12 protein-coding genes are annotated in these 17,706 nt (G+C 61.7%); 6 read left to right on the forward strand and 6 right to left on the reverse strand.

Annotated features, from left to right (window positions below):
* Nucleotides 1-36 precede the first annotated feature (36 nt).
* From ACIQUB_RS23825 to ACIQUB_RS23840, 4 genes are all read left to right on the forward strand, one after another.
* Nucleotides 37-1,272, forward strand: a complete 1,236-nt coding sequence (locus tag ACIQUB_RS23825; protein ID WP_113238217.1) for an OpgC domain-containing protein — start codon at nt 37-39, stop codon at nt 1,270-1,272.
* Nucleotides 1,269-1,496: a hypothetical protein gene (locus ACIQUB_RS23830; protein ID WP_113238218.1), complete on the forward strand. Its 228-nt coding sequence runs from the start codon at nt 1,269-1,271 to the stop codon at nt 1,494-1,496. The genes ACIQUB_RS23825 and ACIQUB_RS23830 overlap by 4 nt, the downstream gene beginning before the upstream one ends.
* 111 nt (nt 1,497-1,607) lie before the next feature.
* Nucleotides 1,608-2,642: an aspartate-semialdehyde dehydrogenase gene (locus ACIQUB_RS23835; protein WP_026283462.1), complete on the forward strand. Its 1,035-nt coding sequence runs from the start codon at nt 1,608-1,610 to the stop codon at nt 2,640-2,642.
* 172 nt (nt 2,643-2,814) lie between these two features.
* Entirely contained in the window at nt 2,815-3,639 is an 825-nt protein-coding gene (locus ACIQUB_RS23840) for a lytic transglycosylase domain-containing protein (RefSeq protein WP_112942639.1), read from the forward strand.
* 74 nt (nt 3,640-3,713) lie between these two features.
* Here ACIQUB_RS23840 and ACIQUB_RS23845 read toward each other — a convergent pair whose 3' ends face one another.
* Nucleotides 3,714-4,355 carry a carbonic anhydrase gene (locus ACIQUB_RS23845; protein ID WP_018901094.1) on the reverse strand — a complete coding sequence of 214 codons (642 nt, stop codon included), beginning with the start codon at nt 4,353-4,355 and terminating at the stop codon, nt 3,714-3,716.
* Between the two features lie 69 nt (nt 4,356-4,424).
* Nucleotides 4,425-5,300 (reverse strand): pyridoxal kinase PdxY, encoded by an 876-nt coding sequence (pdxY, locus tag ACIQUB_RS23850; protein WP_113238219.1) that lies wholly within the window; start codon nt 5,298-5,300, stop codon nt 4,425-4,427.
* Nucleotides 5,301-5,545: 245 nt separating this feature from the next.
* Between pdxY and ACIQUB_RS23855 the strand changes: the two genes are divergently transcribed.
* Together ACIQUB_RS23855 and ACIQUB_RS23860 are read left to right on the forward strand one after the other, a co-directional pair.
* Nucleotides 5,546-10,321 carry an NAD-glutamate dehydrogenase gene (locus tag ACIQUB_RS23855; protein ID WP_402932832.1) on the forward strand — a complete coding sequence of 1,592 codons (4,776 nt, stop codon included), beginning with the start codon at nt 5,546-5,548 and terminating at the stop codon, nt 10,319-10,321.
* Between the two features lie 31 nt (nt 10,322-10,352).
* Nucleotides 10,353-11,738, forward strand: coding sequence for an MFS transporter (locus ACIQUB_RS23860; RefSeq protein ID WP_113238221.1), 1,386 nt, complete (start codon nt 10,353-10,355; stop codon nt 11,736-11,738).
* A 16-nt stretch (nt 11,739-11,754) separates the two neighbouring features.
* Here the strand turns inward: ACIQUB_RS23860 and purH are convergent, their stop codons facing one another.
* From purH to htpX, 4 genes are all read right to left on the reverse strand, one after another.
* Nucleotides 11,755-13,374, reverse strand: coding sequence for a bifunctional phosphoribosylaminoimidazolecarboxamide formyltransferase/IMP cyclohydrolase (gene purH / locus ACIQUB_RS23865; RefSeq protein ID WP_113238222.1), 1,620 nt, complete (start codon nt 13,372-13,374; stop codon nt 11,755-11,757).
* 93 nt (nt 13,375-13,467) lie between these two features.
* Entirely contained in the window at nt 13,468-15,138 is a 1,671-nt protein-coding gene (locus ACIQUB_RS23870) for a heparinase II/III family protein (protein ID WP_113238223.1), read from the reverse strand.
* 109 nt (nt 15,139-15,247) lie between these two features.
* On the reverse strand, nt 15,248-16,636 hold the full coding sequence (locus ACIQUB_RS23875; protein ID WP_113238224.1) for an RsmB/NOP family class I SAM-dependent RNA methyltransferase: 1,389 nt from the start codon (nt 16,634-16,636) through the stop codon (nt 15,248-15,250).
* Nucleotides 16,633-17,595, reverse strand: a complete 963-nt coding sequence (gene htpX, locus ACIQUB_RS23880; RefSeq protein ID WP_026283465.1) for a zinc metalloprotease HtpX — start codon at nt 17,593-17,595, stop codon at nt 16,633-16,635. The genes ACIQUB_RS23875 and htpX overlap by 4 nt, the downstream gene beginning before the upstream one ends.
* Between the last annotated feature and the right edge of the window lie 111 nt (nt 17,596-17,706).

The following is a 17,706-nucleotide window of genomic DNA, read 5'->3' on the forward strand; positions in this document are numbered from 1 at the left end:
CAACCGCGTTTGCAAAATGGAAGCATGGAGAGGTCAATGGTAACGACGCCCGAAAACACGTTCGGTGCAGGACGCAGAATCGCGACCGCGGCGCCATCGAAACGAGACACGCGCTTGGACGTTCTGCGCGGCCTCGCGCTGATCACGATCTTTATCAATCACGTGCCCGGCCAGATCTTCGAACATCTGACCACCAAGAATTACGGCTTCTCGGATGCCGCCGAAGCATTCGTGCTGATCTCGGGCATCGCCGTGGGCATTGCCTACGGCTCACGCTTCAAGGTGGGTGCCTGGTTCGAAACGGCCAAGAAGTCGACGAAGCGCGCCTTCACGCTTTACCTCGCCCACATGATCACGACATTCATGACACTCGCGCTGTTCATCGCGGGCGCCTGGCTATTCCACCGTCCGGGCCTTCTTTGCGAAATCAATATCCTTCCCGTGCTCACCAATCCGCAGGCCGGCATTCCGTCGCTGATGGGGCTTGGCCACCAGATCGGCTACAACAACATCCTGCCGATGTATGGCGCGCTGATGTTGATGATCCCCCTCATCCTCCTGCTGGAAAGCAAGAGCCCCCTGCTCGCGTTGACGGTTTCTGGTTCGGTCTGGCTTTTCTCCGGGATTTACGAAATAGCGCCGCACAACACGCTGCTTGAGGGCTACTGGTTCCTCAATCCGCTGTCCTGGCAGTTCCTGTTCACGATCGGCATCGTCGGCATGATGCACGTGCGCCGTGGTGGCAAGCTACCGCACCACCCGATGCTGATGGCCCTGGCCGCCGGCTATGTCGCCTTGTCCTTCGTGTGGGTCGTCGGCCAGCTCTGGGGCATCGGCAACGCGCTGGCCTCGCTTGGCCTGCCGCCAGTCATCACCGGCTTCGACAAGACCTTCCTGTCCCTGCCGCGCCTGCTGCACGTTCTCGCGCTCACCTATCTGGTGCTCAACATTAGCGCACTCTCCAACCTGCTGCGCCGCCCCGAGGACAATCCGCTGGTCATCTTCGGCCGCCATTCGCTGAACATCTTCGTCGCCGGCACGATCCTGGCGATGATCGGCCAGGTACTGCTTTACATCAACAACGGTGACCAGGTCGTCGGCCCGATCTTCGTGGTTCTCGGTATCGTGATCCAGTTCGTCTACGCCTATCATCTGGAGCGCAAGAGAAAGCTGGGTCGCGCCGCTTCCGCCAAGCTGAAGGCGCCCCAGGGCCGGTCACTCCAGACAGTCTCCGTACGCTCCGATAACGGCCGTGGCATCAATCGGAAGTGACACCGCAAGGGCCGCGCCAGCGCTATCAGCACAGCGCGGCCCCTAGCAAAAACCTTGACTCCTGTGGAAAACCTTTTAAGAGCAGCGGTGGAAAAGGAATATCCATGGTTCGCCAAGAACACGCCATTGCTGCACGCAGTGACCGGGCACGAGTTGCCGGGATGGTTATGATTTTTCCGGTTTCTTCCAAAACCAAGGCCAAAACGACGACGAAAACCGTCTGACGTCTCTGGCCTGCCGCTCTCTCCCCGGCTCGGCTGGGGACAGAAAGCCGCAATCGTTGCGCGCTTTCCCCCTCACCGAACAAGAGGAGAGATGAGAAAGAGAGCTTGAAAATGGGTTTTAAAGTTGCAGTTGCGGGAGCCACCGGAAATGTCGGCCGGGAGATGCTCAACATCCTTTCCGAACGCGGTTTTCCCGCTGACGAAGTCGTAGCGCTCGCCTCCGCGCGCTCGCAGGGTCTTGAAGTGTCTTACGGCGACAAGACGCTGAAGGTCATGAACCTCGAAAACTACGATTTTTCCGACACCGATATCTGCCTGATGTCTGCCGGCGGCGACGTCTCGAAGAAGTGGTCGCCGAAGATCGGCGCGCAGGGCTGCGTCGTCATCGACAACTCGTCGGCATGGCGCTACGACCAGGACGTTCCGCTGATCGTGCCGGAAGTGAACCCTGACGCCATCGAGCAGTTCACCAAGCGCAACATCATCGCCAACCCGAATTGCTCGACCGCCCAGCTCGTCGTGGCTCTGAAGCCGCTTCACGAAGCCGCCACCATCAAGCGCGTCGTCGTCTCGACCTACCAGTCCGTTTCCGGCGCCGGCAAGGACGGCATGGACGAACTCTTCAATCAGACGCGCGCGGTCTTCGTCGCCGATCCGATCGAGAACAAGAAGTTCACCAAGCGCATCGCCTTCAACGTCATTCCGCACATCGATAGCTTCATGGAAGATGGCTACACGAAGGAAGAGTGGAAGGTTCTGGCTGAAACCAAGAAGATGCTCGACCCGAAGATCAAGGTGACCTGCACGGCCGTGCGCGTTCCGGTCTTCATCGGCCACTCGGAATCGGTCAACATCGAGTTCGAGAAGGAAATCACTGCCGATCAGGCTCGCGATATCCTGCGCGATGCGCCGGGCTGCCAGGTGATCGACAAGCACGAGAACGGCGGCTACATCACGCCTTACGAATCCGCTGGTGAAGACGCGACCTTCATCTCGCGCATCCGCGAGGACGCAACCGTCGAGAACGGCCTCAACATGTGGGTGGTTTCCGACAACCTGCGCAAGGGCGCAGCACTGAACGCGATCCAGATCGCCGAGCTGCTGGTCAATCGCGGACTTGTGAAGCCGCGCAAGCAGGCCGCTTGAATATTTTCTTAACCATGTCTTGTTAAGCCCGTTACTTAAGTTAAGGCTTATTCTCAAAGGCGCGGGGTGCCGAAAGGCTTCCCGCGCTTAATCAACGGATGGTCGGGACAATATCGCCGATAGCGGGCTGCAGCCCGGCTGAAGGCTAGGCTGATCGGGATCGGGGTATTCGATGCGCAAGACAAGACTTTTGCTGGCAGCGGCGGCAGTGTTCGCCATGTTCCAGGCACTTCCGGCAACGGCTGAAGCGGCACCACAGTGCAGCAACACCAGCGCGGGCTTCGACCAGTGGGTAGTTGCCTTCAAGCAGGAAGCAGCGGCCAACGGCGTCAGCCGTTCCGTTCTCGACAAGGCATTCGCCAACGTCGTCTACAACAGACCCACCATCTCCGCCGACCGTGGCCAGAAGAGCTTCAAGCTCTCCTTCGACGCCTTCATGCAGAAGCGCGGCGGCCAGGCCATCATCTCGCGCGGCAAGGGCATGAAGCGCTCCAACGCAGCGCTCTTTGCCAACATCGAACGCAAGTACGGCGTTCCGGCCGGCCCGCTGATCGCGATCTGGGGTATGGAAACAGGCTTCGGCAGCTACATGGGCACCCAGCACACCATGTCCGCCGTCTCCACGCTCGCCTTCGATTGCCGCCGCACCGCCTATTTTACTGACCAGCTCTACGCCGCGCTTCAGCTCGTCGGCGAAGGTTTCCTCAGCCCGCAGGCGCGCGGCGCCGCCCACGGCGAAATCGGTCAGACACAGTTTCTCCCGCGCAACGTCGTGCTCTACGGTGCGGATGGCGATGGTGACGGCCGGGTCGACATGGTCGGCTCACGCGCCGATGCGCTGGCCTCGACCGCAAACTTCCTGAAGGGCCACGGCTGGCGTCCGGGCGCCGGCTACCAGCCCGGAGAGCCGAACTTCGCAGCCATCTCCGGCTGGAACGCGGCAACGGTCTACCAGCAGGCAATCGCCTACATCGGTCAGCAGATCGACGCGAACTGATTCAGACCTGATGATGAAACGAAAAAGGCGCCGCGGGAAACCGCGGCGCCTTTTTCTTGTCTCGGATTATGGTGTCAGACGTCAGGGCGAATGAAGTCGCGTGTCTCTGCGTCCATAACCCAGAGCTCGCCGGTCGAAATATCGAACCAGGCGCCATGAAGCTGTATGTCACCAGCCTCTTCGCGCGCCTTGATCTCCGGAAATGTGCGGAGATTGTCGATCGAGTTGCGGATCGACACGCGCTCCAGCGCCGTCTGGCGTTCGCCGGGTGTCATCACGTCGTTGCTCTGGATCTGCTCTGCCGCCGGCCGCACCAGCGACATCCAGCGACCGATGAAGTCACCGGGCGACAATGGCTCGGCATCGGGATCGAGCGCCGCGCGGATACCGCCGCAGCGACCATGCCCCATGACGACGATATCGGTAACCTTCAGGGCCAGAACCGCGAACTCGAGCGCAGCCGAGGTCGCATGGAAATTGCTGTCAGGCTCGTAGGGCGGCACCATGTTGGCGACGTTGCGGACGACGAAGAGCTCGCCGGGCCCGGAATCGAAGATGAGTTCCGGCGCTGCGCGAGAGTCCGAACAGGCGATGACCAGCGTGCTCGGGCTCTGCCCGTGCTCCGCCAACGTCCTGTACCGGTCACGTGCGTCGGCATAACGCCCGCTCATGAAGTTGCGATAGCCGTCGAGAAGTGTATCTGGAAAACGCTGCATGATCTTCGATTACAGCGTGAGCGATGCAAGATCAATATCGCAGCGCCAAATGCGTTAACGGCGCGGCCGCTAGCTCTTTCGCCGCTGCGCCGGGTGCATCAGATGCCGCATCTGCACCATCGCCATCGGCGTCGACAGGCTGGAGGCGTCGTTTGCGAGCGTCAGCTCGTCGCTGCCGCGCTTCACCGCCCGTGCCAGCACCTCGTAGACGCTGGCCGTCGCCAGCTGCAGCGCCTTCTCATCTTCCATGTCGGACTGTAGTCGCGACAGGAAAAGCGCGGCAAGAAGATCGCCCAACCCGTTTGGCGGATTGTCGATCAGCCGGTGCTCGGCAAGCAGCGCGTGGCGCCCGGAGAGATAGAGGTTGCCCGTTCCACCAGCCATCATCGGCACCGCCGAGGTCACCAGCATGCGCGCGGGACCGAGCGCGAGCGCCGCCTCCATGATCTCGGTGTTGCTCTCCAGCGGCGCGCCGGAGAGCCAGGCAAGTTCATAACGATTTGGGGTTGCCAACGATGCCAGCGGGATCAGATTGTCCCGGATAGCTTCAGCGGTCGCCTCGGGAACATAGAGCCCACCGAGATCACCCATGACGGGATCGCAAACGTAAAACAGATCGGGATTCTGCTCCCTGAGCGCGGTGATCAGCCGGCCGACGGAGCGGGCCTGCGCTGCATTGCCGAAATAGCCCGAAAGCACCGCCTTGACCTCGCCGATCCACGGCGCGCGAATGAGATCGTCGATCGCCGCGTCGAAATCGGCCTCCGCGAAGGTCAGCCGCGTCGAACGACCGTGGCCCGGATGCCAGGGCAGAACGATGGTCGGCAGCGCCCATACCTGGTGGCCGAGCGTCTCGAGCGCGAAAACCGCCGCCCGATTGCCGACCGATCCACGAACGACGTGGCTCGATATGACGATGACCGTGCCTGCTGCATTCTGCGACATGTTTATCCGATCCGGGTTCCGATCCTCAGTTGATCGTCTTTTTGCTGCGCGACTGTCAACAACTCTTCATTCGGACGTGATCAAAGTTCTGGCGAAGAAAATCATATTCGGATCACTTTTTACAGAATTGACGACATGCCGGCTAAATTCGCACGAAAACTGCGATCGACGTCCCTATTTTAGCAATTTTTCTGTCAAACCTTCTGCTAACCTGCGCGCAATCGAGAAAATGGGGGACACAGTCAATGGCTGCTCGAAACAATCCGAAACGGGAAAAGCAGATCGAGAGCGCGAACAAGATCGCGACGGCGATGGGCGAGCACTATCTCGCGCCGGATATCCTCTTCGGACGCGCCAGCGGCGACGACCTCGAATCCTACACGCCTGAAATGCTGGCGATTTCCGCCGTCCACTGCGCGGCCGAGCTCGCCGCCTGGACCGGCAACGCGCCGCGCGTCACCATCACCTCGCTCGACAACGTCGAGCCGGATGGCGTGGCGGTATCGGTCCTGTCGGTGACCGATCACAACATGCCTTTCCTCTACGAATCGGTCATGGGAGAGGTGACGAGCAGCTACCGCGATCTCTTCATGGCGGTTCATCCCATTCTCGTCATGCAGCCAGGTCGCCCGCCGGAACTCTATTCGCCGGATATGCCGGGCGAGCCGGCAAACCGCGTCAGCCACATTCAGCTTCACCTCGCGCCGCTCACCCCGGCGCAGTCCGCAGACCTGATCGAGCGGATCGAGATCGTCCTCGAACAGGTGCGCCTGTCAGTCTCCGACTGGAAGCCGATGCTGGACAAGCTCGGCACCGCCATCGACGAACTGTCGTCGCGCAATGTCGGCCGCCGCAAGGCGGATCGCGACGAAGCGGTCGCGTTCCTCACATGGCTGCGCGATGCCAATTTCACCCTTCTGGGGATGCGCGAATATGTCTATTCCGGCAAGGGCTCGGATGCGAAGGTCGAGCGCGACAAGGGCACGGGGCTCGGCATCCTTTCCAACCCGGATGTCCTGGTGCTCCGGACCGGCCGCGATGCCGTCACCACGACGCCGGAAATCCTCGCCTTCCTCGACGGCCCGGAGTTCCTGATCGTCACCAAGGCCAACGTCAAATCGGTCGTCCACCGCCGCGCCTACATGGACTATGTCGGCGTGAAACGCTTCGACGAGAACGGCAATGTCACCGGCGAGCTGCGCATCGTCGGCCTCTTCACCTCGACCGCCTACACGTCGCTCGCAACGGATATTCCGCTGCTGCGTTCGAAGGTGGAGAAGGTGAAGGAGCATTTCGGCTTCGATCCGATGAGCCATTCCGGCCGCATGCTCGACAATACGCTTGAATCCTACCCGCGCGACGATCTCTTCCAGATCGACACCGCCCTGCTTGCCACCTTCGCCGAGCAGATCAACGATCTGACCGACAGGCCCCGCGTACGGGTGCTGCCGCGCATCGATCACTTCGATCGTTTCGTCTCCGTTATCGTCTATGTGCCGCGCGAGGAATATGATTCGATCGTCCGCGAGAAGATCGGCACCTATCTCAAGACCATCTATGATGGCCGCGTCTCGGCCTATTACCCGGCTTTCCCCGAAGGCGGCGTCGCCCGCGTCCATTTCATCATCGGCCGCTCCGGCGGAAAGACCCCGCGTATCCCTCAGGCAAAGCTCGAAGAAGCAATCCGAGCGATCACGGCCCGCTGGGACGACCGCTTCGAAATGCTTGCCGGTCCGAAGGCGCCCAAGATCAAGGTCAGCAACGCCTACCAGGATCTCTTCCCGCCGGAAGAAACCTTCGCCGACTTCGCCGACATCGTCGCCTGCGCGACGGGCGAGCAGATCCGCATCGAATTCTACACACGCATTAAGGATGGCGTGTCGCTGCTCTGCCTGAAAATCTTCCACTTCAATGGCCAGCTCGCGCTCTCCCGCCGCGTGCCTCTGCTAGAGAATCTCGGCTTCAGCGTCATCAGCGAAGGTACCTTCGACATCAACGTGACGCTGGCTGACGGCAGCGAGAAGCTGGTGGTACTGCATGACATGGAACTCGAAGCCCAAAGCGGCGCCGAGATCGATCTGCAGCAGCATGGAGCCGCACTTGAAGAAGCTTTCCTTTTCGCCTTTGCCGGTGTCATCGACAACGACAACTTCAACCGCCTGATCATTTCGGCCGGGCTGTCGGCCCGCGAGACGAGCGTGTTGCGCGCCTACTCGCGCTATCTGCGCCAAGCCGGCATCGCCTATTCGCAGGATTACATCGCGACGACGCTGGATAAATACCCGGCTATCTCGTCGCTCATCTTCCGCCTGTTCCACGATGGCCTCGACCCGAAGCTGACGGAGAAGAACAGGATCAAGAAGGCGACCGATCTTCACGCCAAGATCGAGACCGCGCTGTCGGACGTTCCAAGCCTTGATGACGACCGTATCCTGCGCCGTTACGTCAACGTGGTCGACTCGACGCTGCGCACCAACTACTTCCAGCGCAATCCCGATGGTTCCGCAAAGGCGATGCTGGCCTTCAAGCTCGATCCGCATCTGATCGACGGCCTGCCGGCGCCGAAGCCGTTCCGCGAGATGTTCGTCTATGGCGTCGAGGTCGAGGGCGTCCACCTGCGCTTCGGCCGGGTGGCGCGCGGCGGGCTTCGCTGGTCGGATCGCGCCGAGGATTATCGCACCGAGGTGCTGGGTCTGGTGAAGGCACAACAGGTCAAGAACGCCGTGATCGTACCCGTCGGCGCCAAGGGCGGCTTCTATCCGAAGAAGCTTCCTGTCGGCGGCAATCGCGACGAGATCTTCAATGCCGGACGCGAAGCCTACAAGACCTACATCCGCACGCTGCTCTCGATCACCGACAACATTTCCGGCACCGAAATCATTCCCCCTGAAAACACCGTGCGGCTTGATGGCGACGACCCCTATTTCGTTGTCGCCGCCGACAAGGGGACGGCAACCTTCTCCGACACCGCAAATGCGCTGGCGCAGGAAGCCGGCTTCTGGCTCGACGACGCCTTCGCATCGGGCGGCTCCGCCGGCTACGATCACAAGAAGATGGGCATCACCGCACGCGGCGCCTGGGAGACGGTGAAGCGCCATTTCCGCGAAATGGACATCGACATCCAGACGACACCGTTCACGGTCGCGGGCGTTGGCGATATGTCGGGCGACGTCTTCGGCAATGGCATGCTCTTGTCACCGAAGATCCGGCTTTTGGCCGCCTTCGACCACCGCGACATCTTCATCGATCCCGACCCTGACATGGCCAAGACCCTGGCGGAACGTCAGCGGCTGTTCAATCTGCCGCGCTCAAGCTGGCAGGACTTCGACAAGAATCTGCTTTCGAAGGGCGGCATGATCATCTCGCGCTCGGCGAAATCGGTGACGCTGACCGCGCAAGCCGCAGCCGCGATCGGCATGGACAAGACGGTCGCGACACCGTTCGAAGTCATAACCGCGATCCTGAAAAGCCCTGTCGACCTGCTCTGGTTCGGCGGCATCGGCACCTATGTGAAGGCGACATCGGAAACCGATACCGATGTCGGCGACCGCGCCAACGATCCGATCCGCGTCAGCGCCGACGAGGTACGCGCCAAGGTGATCGGCGAGGGCGCGAACCTCGGCGTCACACAGCGCGGCCGCATCGCCTACGGCCTGAAGGGCGGTCGCTGCAATTCCGACGCGATCGACAACTCCGCCGGCGTCAACACCTCCGACGTCGAAGTAAACATCAAGATCGCGCTTGCGGCGGCCATGCATGACGACCGTCTGACGCGACAGAAGCGCGACCAGCTGCTGTCCTCGATGACCGATGAAGTCAGCAAGCTGGTGCTGCGCAACAACTACCTGCAGTCGCTCGCCATCTCGCTGACCGAGCGCAAGGGCACCGCGAACGGCCTCGAGCTCACCCGCTTCATGGGCGTGCTGGAGACCGCCAAGCAGCTCAACCGCAAGGTCGAGACGCTCCCCGACGATACCGCCATGGCCGAACGCTACGCCGCCAACAGACCGCTGACGCGGCCGGAGATCGGGGTTCTGCTGTCCTACGCCAAGATCGTTCTCTTCGACGCGCTCGCGGCCAGCGACCTGCCGGATGATCCCTATTTCGAGGCGACGCTTTCGCAATACTTCCCGGCCAAGATGCGCAAGTCCAACGCGTCGGATATAGCCAACCACCGCCTGAAGCGCGAGATCGTGGCGACCGTGTTGGCCAACGAGGCCATCAACCGCGGCGGCCCGAGCTTTGCCGTCAGCATGATGGACGCGACGGCCGCATCGGCGCCCGAAGTGGTGCGCGCCGCCATCATCGCCCGCGACGGCTTCGATCTGAGCCGGCTCTGGGGCGAGACCGATGCGCTTGACGGCCGGATTTCCGGCCAGATGCAGAACCGCATCTACGAGGAGATCAGCCATATCTTCACCGTGCTGACGCGTCTCCTGTTGAAGATGCAGATGGCCAAGGGTGACATCGCCGAGACTATCGACAGGCTTCGTGCGGCCTTCAAGAAGCTGCAGCCGGTCTTCGCCAACCAGGTCGTTCCCGAACTCGAGGCGCGCCAAGCTGAATATCAAGCCGCCGGCGTGCCGGACAAGCTTGCAGCCGAGATCGCGCATCTGATCGGCTTCGCGCTCGTGCCTGAGATCATGCAGATCGCGGAACGCACGGGCGAGCCGCTGATCCGCGCCGCCGAGAGCTATTTCGCGGTGAGCCAGACCTTCCGCATCGGCCGGCTGTTGGCAGCCGGTAGCCGCATCACCACTTCGGATCACTACGAAAACCTGGCCCTGGCGCGAAGCCTCGACCAGATCGCGACCGCGCGCCGCGATATCGTCAGCTCCGCGCTATCAAACAACGGCAAGGAAAAGCTGCCGGTGCAGGCATGGCATGCGAGCGACCGGATCCGGATCAACCGCATCGCCGAGGAACTGGCGGGTCTCAGCGAGGGTGGCGATCCGAATCTCGCCCGCATCACCGTCGCCGCCGGCCTGCTGACCGATCTTGCCAGAGACGGGACGAGGTGAGACAGTCCGCTCCCAAATCAGGAGCAGGCCGGTGAATCGCATTGACTGGACGGGAACACAGCCCCAGCGGGCGTCACGCAGGGGCATCTGGGGCTGGATGTTCTTCGACTGGGCGGCGCAACCGTTCTTCACCGTCGTCACCACCTTCATCTTCGGCCCCTACTTCGTGGCCAGGCTGACGGCCGATCCGGTCTCCGCGCAAACGCTCTGGAGCAACATGGCGACGATCTCCTCGGTGATCATCGCCATTCTCTCGCCGATTCTCGGCTCGATCGCCGACCAGTCCGGCGGACGAAAGCCATGGATCGGCTTCTTCGCCGTCATCAAGATCGCCAGCCTCTGCTGCCTCTGGTTCGCGGCGCCCGGTTCGCCAGTGATATACCCCGTGATCTTCATGATCCTGGCGTCGATCGCCGCGGAATTCTCGATCGTCTTCAACGATTCCATGATGCCGCGCCTCGTCGGAAAGGATGAAGTCGGCCGGCTGTCCAACACCGCCTGGGGCCTCGGCTATCTTGGCGGGATGATCGTGCTGATCGCGGTGGTGGCACTTCTTGCCGGAAGTCCCGAGACAGGCAAGACCATCCTGGGCCTCGACCCGCTCTTCGGCCTTGATCCGCACACCGGCGAGGATGCGCGCATCACCGGCCCGATCTCGGCCGTCTGGTATCTGATTTTTGTCTTGCCGATGTTTCTGTTCACGCCAGATGTAAAAGGCGGCCTTCCCTTCGCCGCCGCCGTGCGGTCCGGGCTGCGTGAAGTCAGGCACACGCTAGCGGAACTGAAGGAGCGCCGGCCGCTACTGCGCTTCCTCGTCGCCCGCATGATCTACCAGGACGGCGTCAACGGCCTGCTGATCCTCGGCGGCGCCTTTGCGGCCGGCATGTTCGGCTGGGCAACCATCGAGATCGGCATCTACGGTATCATTCTCAATGTGGTGGCGATTTTCGGCTGCATCATCGCCGGGCGGATCGATGCCCGCATCGGCTCAAAGGCGACGATTGTCATCAGCCTGACCATGCTGCTTCTCGCGACCTTCGGCATCGTATCCACCGAACCCGGCTATACGCTCTTCGGGCTCGTGCCACTTCCGACAGTGGATTCTGGCGGTCTGTTCGGCACGGCTGCGGAGAAAGCCTATATCGGCTACGGCCTGTTAATCGGCCTTGCCTTCGGCCCTGTGCAGGCCTCGTCGCGCTCTTATCTGGCGCGCAGCGTCAGCCTTGATGAGGCCGGCCGCTATTTCGGCATCTACGCTCTGTCAGGCCGGGCAACCAGCTTCATGGCGACGCTTCTCTTTTCGATCGTAACTTATGCGACAGGCTCGTCGCATCTCGGCATGGCCACGCTCGTCCTGTTTCTGGCCGGCGGGCTGGTCCTGTTGGTCCGGACGCCCTATCCGGCGGATAGGGCGTAGCCGTTTTCATCGATGTTTAGTGGCGGAAGTGGCGCATGCCGGTGAAGACCATCGCCACATTGTGCTCGTTCGCCGCGTCGATCACTTCCTGGTCGCGCATCGAGCCGCCCGGCTGAACAACAGCCGTGGCACCGGCGGCAATCGCCGATAGCAGCCCGTCCGCGAACGGGAAGAAGGCTTCCGACGCAACGGCGGATCCATTGGTCATCGGCTGGGCCCAGCCCATCGCCTTGGCGGCATCCTCGGCCTTCAGCGCGGCGATGCGGGCGGAATCGATGCGGCTCATCTGGCCGGCGCCTATACCCGCCGTCTGGCCGTCCTTGGCATAGACGATGGCGTTCGACTTGACGTGCTTGGCAACCGTATAGGCGAACTTCAGATCCACCAGTTCCTGCGCCGTCGGCTGGCGATTGGTGACGACCTTGAGCTCGATATCATCAATCATGCCGTTGTCGCGGCTCTGCACCAGCAGGCCACCGGCAACGGTCTTCGCCGTGATGCCACGCGAGCGCGGGTCGGGCAGGCCGCCGGTCACGAGCAGGCGCAGGTTCTTCTTGGCGGCGATAACCGCCTTGGCCTCTTCCGTCACCTCAGGCGCGATGATGACTTCGGTGAACAGCTTGACGATCTCTTCCGCCGTCTCGGCATCGAGCAGTTGGTTTAGCGCGATGATGCCGCCGAAAGCGGATGTGCTGTCGCAGGCGAGCGCCCGAAGATAGGCGTCCTTCAGCGTTGGGCCGGTGGCGACGCCGCACGGATTGGCATGCTTGATGATCGCGCAGGCCGGGCCGGTCTTCTCGGGCGAAAACTCGCCGATCAACTCGAAGGCGCCGTCCGTGTCGTTAATATTGTTGTAGGAGAGCTGCTTGCCCTGCAGAAGCGTAGCCGTGGCAACACCCGGGCGGTTCTCGCCGGTCACGTAGAAGCCGGCCGTCTGGTGCGGGTTTTCGCCGTAGCGCATCTCTTCCTTCAACACGCCGCCGATGACCCGGTGACGCGGCGTGTCGATCGACAGCGCCTCGGCGAACCAGTTGGAGATCATCGCGTCGTAGGCGGCCGTGCGCGCATAGGCCTTGGCGGCGAGGCGCTGGCGGAAGTCATAGCTGGTCTGGCCGGCATCGGCCGAAAGCTGCTCAAGAAGTTCCGGATAGTCAGCCGGATCGGTCAGGATGGCTACATAGGCGTGGTTCTTGGCCGATGCGCGGATCATCGCCGGGCCGCCGATATCGATATTCTCAACGGTCGTCGGATAATCGCCACCCGCCGCGCGCACATCCTCAAAGGGATAAAGATTGATGACCGCGAGATCGATGCCATCGATGCCATGCGCCTTCATCGCTTCCTGATGCTCGGCGTCGTCGCGGATCGCCAGCAGACCGCCGTGAACCCTCGGATGCAGCGTCTTCACGCGGCCGTCCATGATCTCCGGAAAGCCCGTGACGTCTGAAACGTCGGTGACATCGAGGCCGGCGGCGGCGATCGCCTTATGAGTGCCGCCGGTCGACAGCAGCCGGACGCCCTTTTCGGCAAGCGCACGCGCGAGGTCTACGATCCCGGTCTTGTCGGACACGGAGAGCAAGGCGGTCTTGACGGCAACCTTGTCGGGGGCGGGGATTTTCTTGGAAACAACGGCCATGTGGCTTCTCCGTTCGATCTTCGGGAGACATCCGGCGAGGTGCGCGGAATATGGCGCCGCGTTAGCACAGCTTTGCGCCGGCGAAAACAGCCGCTAGCTTCTACGAGACAAAAACCACCGTATTTCCGGCTTTTCCGGATATGCGAAGCTGATTTCCATCTGATCGGACGCGCAGATGCCGGAGGCATCGGCAAAGAACACGTCCTCGGCGATTTCGACCGTATTGCCCGGCGAGGAGAACAGCCAACTCTCGCCATCCGGCGCCGTCATCAGGATGGACTCCCGGTCCATCTGCTTCAGATTGATAGACGGATGGGCGTGAAAACGCGCGACAGCCCGCAGTTCGCCCTCGCCCTTGCGCTCCTCGGAAACGGCAAGGCGATCGAGCCCGGTCATGATCGACCCCGTGGCGTTCAACGTGAGCTCACGCTCGTGCAGGACGCCGAACTCTTTCAGATAGCCGTCGTGGCTGGCCTTGACGACATCGCGGCCATCATCCGCCACCACACGATCGACCTGCACCGTTTTCACCGGGTCGGTGATCAGATGGGCAAGGAAATCGGAAGACGCGAAACGGCTGGAGGACGTGTCGTTGAGCGTCACGGTCGTATGCGCCGCCGTGGTGCGCGCGACCTGCACATAACGGTTGCCGGCGAATTTCGGCGATCCCGAATTCACGATAAAGCGGTGCCGGCCTGATGACATCTCGAAGGACAGGCATCCGGCATGAACAGTACGCGAAAGGTTACCAGCAGGCGGAAGGCCGGTATCGGCGATAACGACGGTGCGCCCGGCCGCCAGACGTTGGTAACGCGAATGCGGCATCGCCTTGAACGGCTCGCCCGCAGTCTCGTCGTAGCGCAGTAGCGAAACGATTTCATTCGCCGAGGTCGAGGTCGCGCCGTTGAACAGAGCGAGATCGCCGTCCTGGTGGCGGAAGAAGCGCAGCGCCGGATACATGCGATCGATGCCGGATATCAACTTCTGCGGCAGATCGTGGCCGAGATTGATATAGGTCTGCCGTAAGGGCAACAGATCGAGCAGAAGCTCGAGCGCGACGCGCGGATTGCGCGACACGTGCCCGCCATCCGGCAGAATCTGGCTATCGAACTCGACATCGAGTGCTTCGGAGGATTTGCGGATCACGCTGGCGCGCACCGGCATCGAGATCGACGCCATGGCGAGCGCAAGGCGCACCCGAAAACGGACCTCGCCGGGCGGCGCATAGCGTGCCATGCGGCGCAGAAAGCGGACCTGAAACGCAAGCGAGCGCACGAAGCGGCGATAAAAGCCGCGATCGGCATTCTGCAGCACCACGGGCGAATGCGAGAGCCAGGCAATGACGCGCGTCGCCGTGACATCGATCTCCCAGGCAATGCCTTCCATCCGTCCACCGTGAATGGAAAGCCAGCTATTGACGATCGCGCGGGCGACGTTGGAATGCAGATCGTTCTTCTTGGAGCGCATGTGGCGCAGCCAGCCGAAGCCGTGCAGCCTGATGGCGAAGGAGCGCGAGGGGAGGCTCAGCGTGAACGGGGATTTTCCGCCCGTCTCCAGCATGCGGCCGGCAAGCGGGAAGCGACCGTTGATGATTTCCTCGGCGACATGCGAATCGACGGGCCTCAGATCCGTCGGCGCCACGATCAGCCGCTCGGGCACATAGACCGTGTGGCGAAACAACTTGAGGCGCAGAAGCTCAGCACGGCAAAGTACCCGCCGCCAAGCCTCCCGCAGGTAAAGACCTGAAAACCGTCCGGACCGCATTTCGATTGTCTATTGACCCATATCGTTAGGATTGGATGGACAAGTCCGGAAACGGCACTGACCGTCGATGATTCTGCAACAATGCTTAACTATGCCAGTTGCTCTTCGATCAGGCAACACGGCGCAACACGGCCGCATAAAAACCGTCAAGACCCGGCGCGAAACCTGATGGTAGCTTCAGCATGTCGGGTGTGGTGCGGAATTCTCCGAGTGGGCTGATCGCCTCTTCCAGCCCAGGCCAACGGCTCGGCTCGATCGCCACGCGCTCAAGCCCTGCTGTATCATTGAGCACCCGCGCCACGACCTCTTCACCCTCGCTCGGATCAAGCGAGCAGTTGGAAAACACGATCGTGCCTTCAGGCTTCAACAGCCGCAGCGCATGGCGTAACAGGCGCTCCTGCAGCGCGGCGAGCTTTGCAATGTCTTCCGGCCCCTTGGTCCAGAGCACGTCGGGATGCCGGCGCGTCGTGCCGGTGGAAGAGCAGGGCGCGTCGAGCAGGATAGCGTCGAAGAGCTCATCAGGGGTGAACTTGGTCAGATCCTGCGCTATCGTTTCCGCCGACAGCTGGAGACGATCAAGGTTCGAACGCAGGCGTTTGATGCGGTTTTCGGACTGCTCGACGGCGGTCACGTTGCCGCCCGCCAGGATCAGCTGCGCAGTCTTGCCACCGGGAGCGGCGCAGAGATCGGCGACGCGCTTACCAGACAGATCGCCGAAGAGCTGCGCCGGAATGCTCGCCGCCGCGTCCTGTACCCACCATAATCCCTCGTCGAAACCTTCCAGAGACGGAATGGAGCCATCGAATGCGGCAAGCCTGACGCCGCCGGTCGGCAGCACTACGCCATTGAGCTTTTCCGCCCAAGCCTGTGGATCCGATTTTACCGTCAGGTCGATGGCAGCGGGCTGCAGCTGGGAATCCGAAATCGCCCGCGCCGCTTCACGGCCGTAGGCTTTTTCCAACCGCTCGAGAAACCAAGCGGGCATCGAAGGAATGTCGTCGATCTCTCGAAGAATCTCTTCCTTCTCGCGCCCAAGGCGACGCAGCACAGCATTCACCAGCTTGGCGAAGCGCCGGTTTCTCGGGTCGAGATTGGCCTGCTCGACGGCAATGTCGACGGCGGCATGATCGGGAACATCGAGATAGAGGATCTGCGCCGCGGCGATCGAAAGCACGTGCTGCAGCGAGCGAGCGCCCTCGGGCAAGGGCGATTCCAGCAGGGAGGAGACGGCCGCCTCGATGCGGGGCAAGTGACGCAGCGTCGTGTTCAGGATAGCGCGGACGAGACCACGATCGTCGTCGGCCAACGCCTTGTAAGCCGGATTTCCATGTTCGTGGTCAAGCGCGCCATCAAGCGAGAGCTTGCGGTCGATAACGGCAGCCAAAATCTTGGAGGCCGCAGCACGCGCCTGAAGACCCGGCTTCGCGGAAGCGTACGATTCCGCCGACGCCGACGACTTCTGTTTGCGAAATGGCTTTTTCTTACCGTCTGAACTCAAGACCAGGGACCCTTTGGCGGTTGCGAGCCACCGCGGCCAAGGCCGGCATCCGGAACTGAGCGCGATTTGCGCACGGGATTAGCAGCACGAGCCGACGGCGTCGAGTTATTCATGCCGCCCCGTGCCATTTCCTGCAGCGCCGCGATACGGTTTTCCGTATTCGGGTGGGTCGAAAACAGGTTGTCCATGCCCGCACCCGTCAACGGATTGATGATGAACATGTGCGCTGTCGCCGGATTGCGCTCCGCATCGTAGTTCGGAATGTTCGAGGCGCCACGGGCGATCTTGCCGAGTGCGGAAGCCAGCCAAAGCGGGTTGCCGCAGATCTCGGCGCCGCGCCGGTCGGCGGAATACTCGCGCGTCCGGCTGATTGCCATTTGCACCAGCATGGCGGCCATCGGCGCGACGATCATCGCCAGCAGAACGCCAACGAAACCGAGTGGATTGTTGTTGTTCTCGCGGTTGCCGCCGAAGAAGAAGGCAAAATTGCCGAGCATCGAGATGGCGCCGGCAAGCGTCGCCGTGATCGTCATCGTCAGCGTGTCGCGGTTTTGGACGTGCGCGAGCTCATGCGCCATGACGCCGGCGACCTCTTCCGGCGATAGCGCGCTCAACAGACCCGTCGATGCCGCCACCGCGGCATTCTCCGGATTGCGGCCCGTCGCGAAAGCGTTCGGCTGCGGGCTATCATAGAGATAGACCTTCGGCATCGGCAGGCCCGCATTGTGCGAGAGATCGCGGATGATGTTGAAGAACTCCGGCGCGTTTCGCTCGTCGATCTCCTGCGCACGGTAGGCCGAAAGCACCATCCGATCGGAATTCCAGTAGGAGAAGAAGTTCATGCCGGCCGCAACCAGGAACGCGATCATCATGCCGCTGCGGCCACCGATCATGAACCCGACGACCATGAACAGTGCCGTCATGAAGGCAAGCAACATGGCAGTACGGACAAGGTTCATCATCATCTCCATTTCAGGCGAGCGCCGTTTGCGCTCAAAGGGTTTCAATCGCCGCGTCGGCGTCCTATAATCTGGTTATTCATCGGCCATTTTCAATATTTTCAAGCGGGC

Origin of the sequence: Rhizobium sp. NPDC090275, from assembly GCF_044772225.1 — a bacterium.
In the GTDB taxonomy this organism is placed as follows: domain Bacteria; phylum Pseudomonadota; class Alphaproteobacteria; order Rhizobiales; family Rhizobiaceae; genus Rhizobium.

Bases quoted from the DNA above. Each gene is read 5' to 3' on its own strand.
- ACIQUB_RS23825 (WP_113238217.1), top strand. From the start codon at position 37: ATGGTAACGACGCCCGAAAACACGTTCGGTGCAGGACGCAGAATCGCG.
- ACIQUB_RS23835 (WP_026283462.1), top strand. From the start codon at position 1,608: ATGGGTTTTAAAGTTGCAGTTGCGGGAGCCACCGGAAATGTCGGCCGG.
- ACIQUB_RS23840 (WP_112942639.1), top strand. From the start codon at position 2,815: ATGCGCAAGACAAGACTTTTGCTGGCAGCGGCGGCAGTGTTCGCCATG.
- ACIQUB_RS23845 (WP_018901094.1), bottom strand. From the start codon at position 4,355: ATGCAGCGTTTTCCAGATACACTTCTCGACGGCTATCGCAACTTCATG.
- pdxY (WP_113238219.1), bottom strand. From the start codon at position 5,300: ATGTCGCAGAATGCAGCAGGCACGGTCATCGTCATATCGAGCCACGTC.
- ACIQUB_RS23855 (WP_402932832.1), top strand. From the start codon at position 5,546: ATGGCTGCTCGAAACAATCCGAAACGGGAAAAGCAGATCGAGAGCGCG.
- purH (WP_113238222.1), bottom strand. From the start codon at position 13,374: ATGGCCGTTGTTTCCAAGAAAATCCCCGCCCCCGACAAGGTTGCCGTC.
- ACIQUB_RS23870 (WP_113238223.1), bottom strand. From the start codon at position 15,138: ATGCGGTCCGGACGGTTTTCAGGTCTTTACCTGCGGGAGGCTTGGCGG.
- htpX (WP_026283465.1), bottom strand. From the start codon at position 17,595: ATGAACCTTGTCCGTACTGCCATGTTGCTTGCCTTCATGACGGCACTG.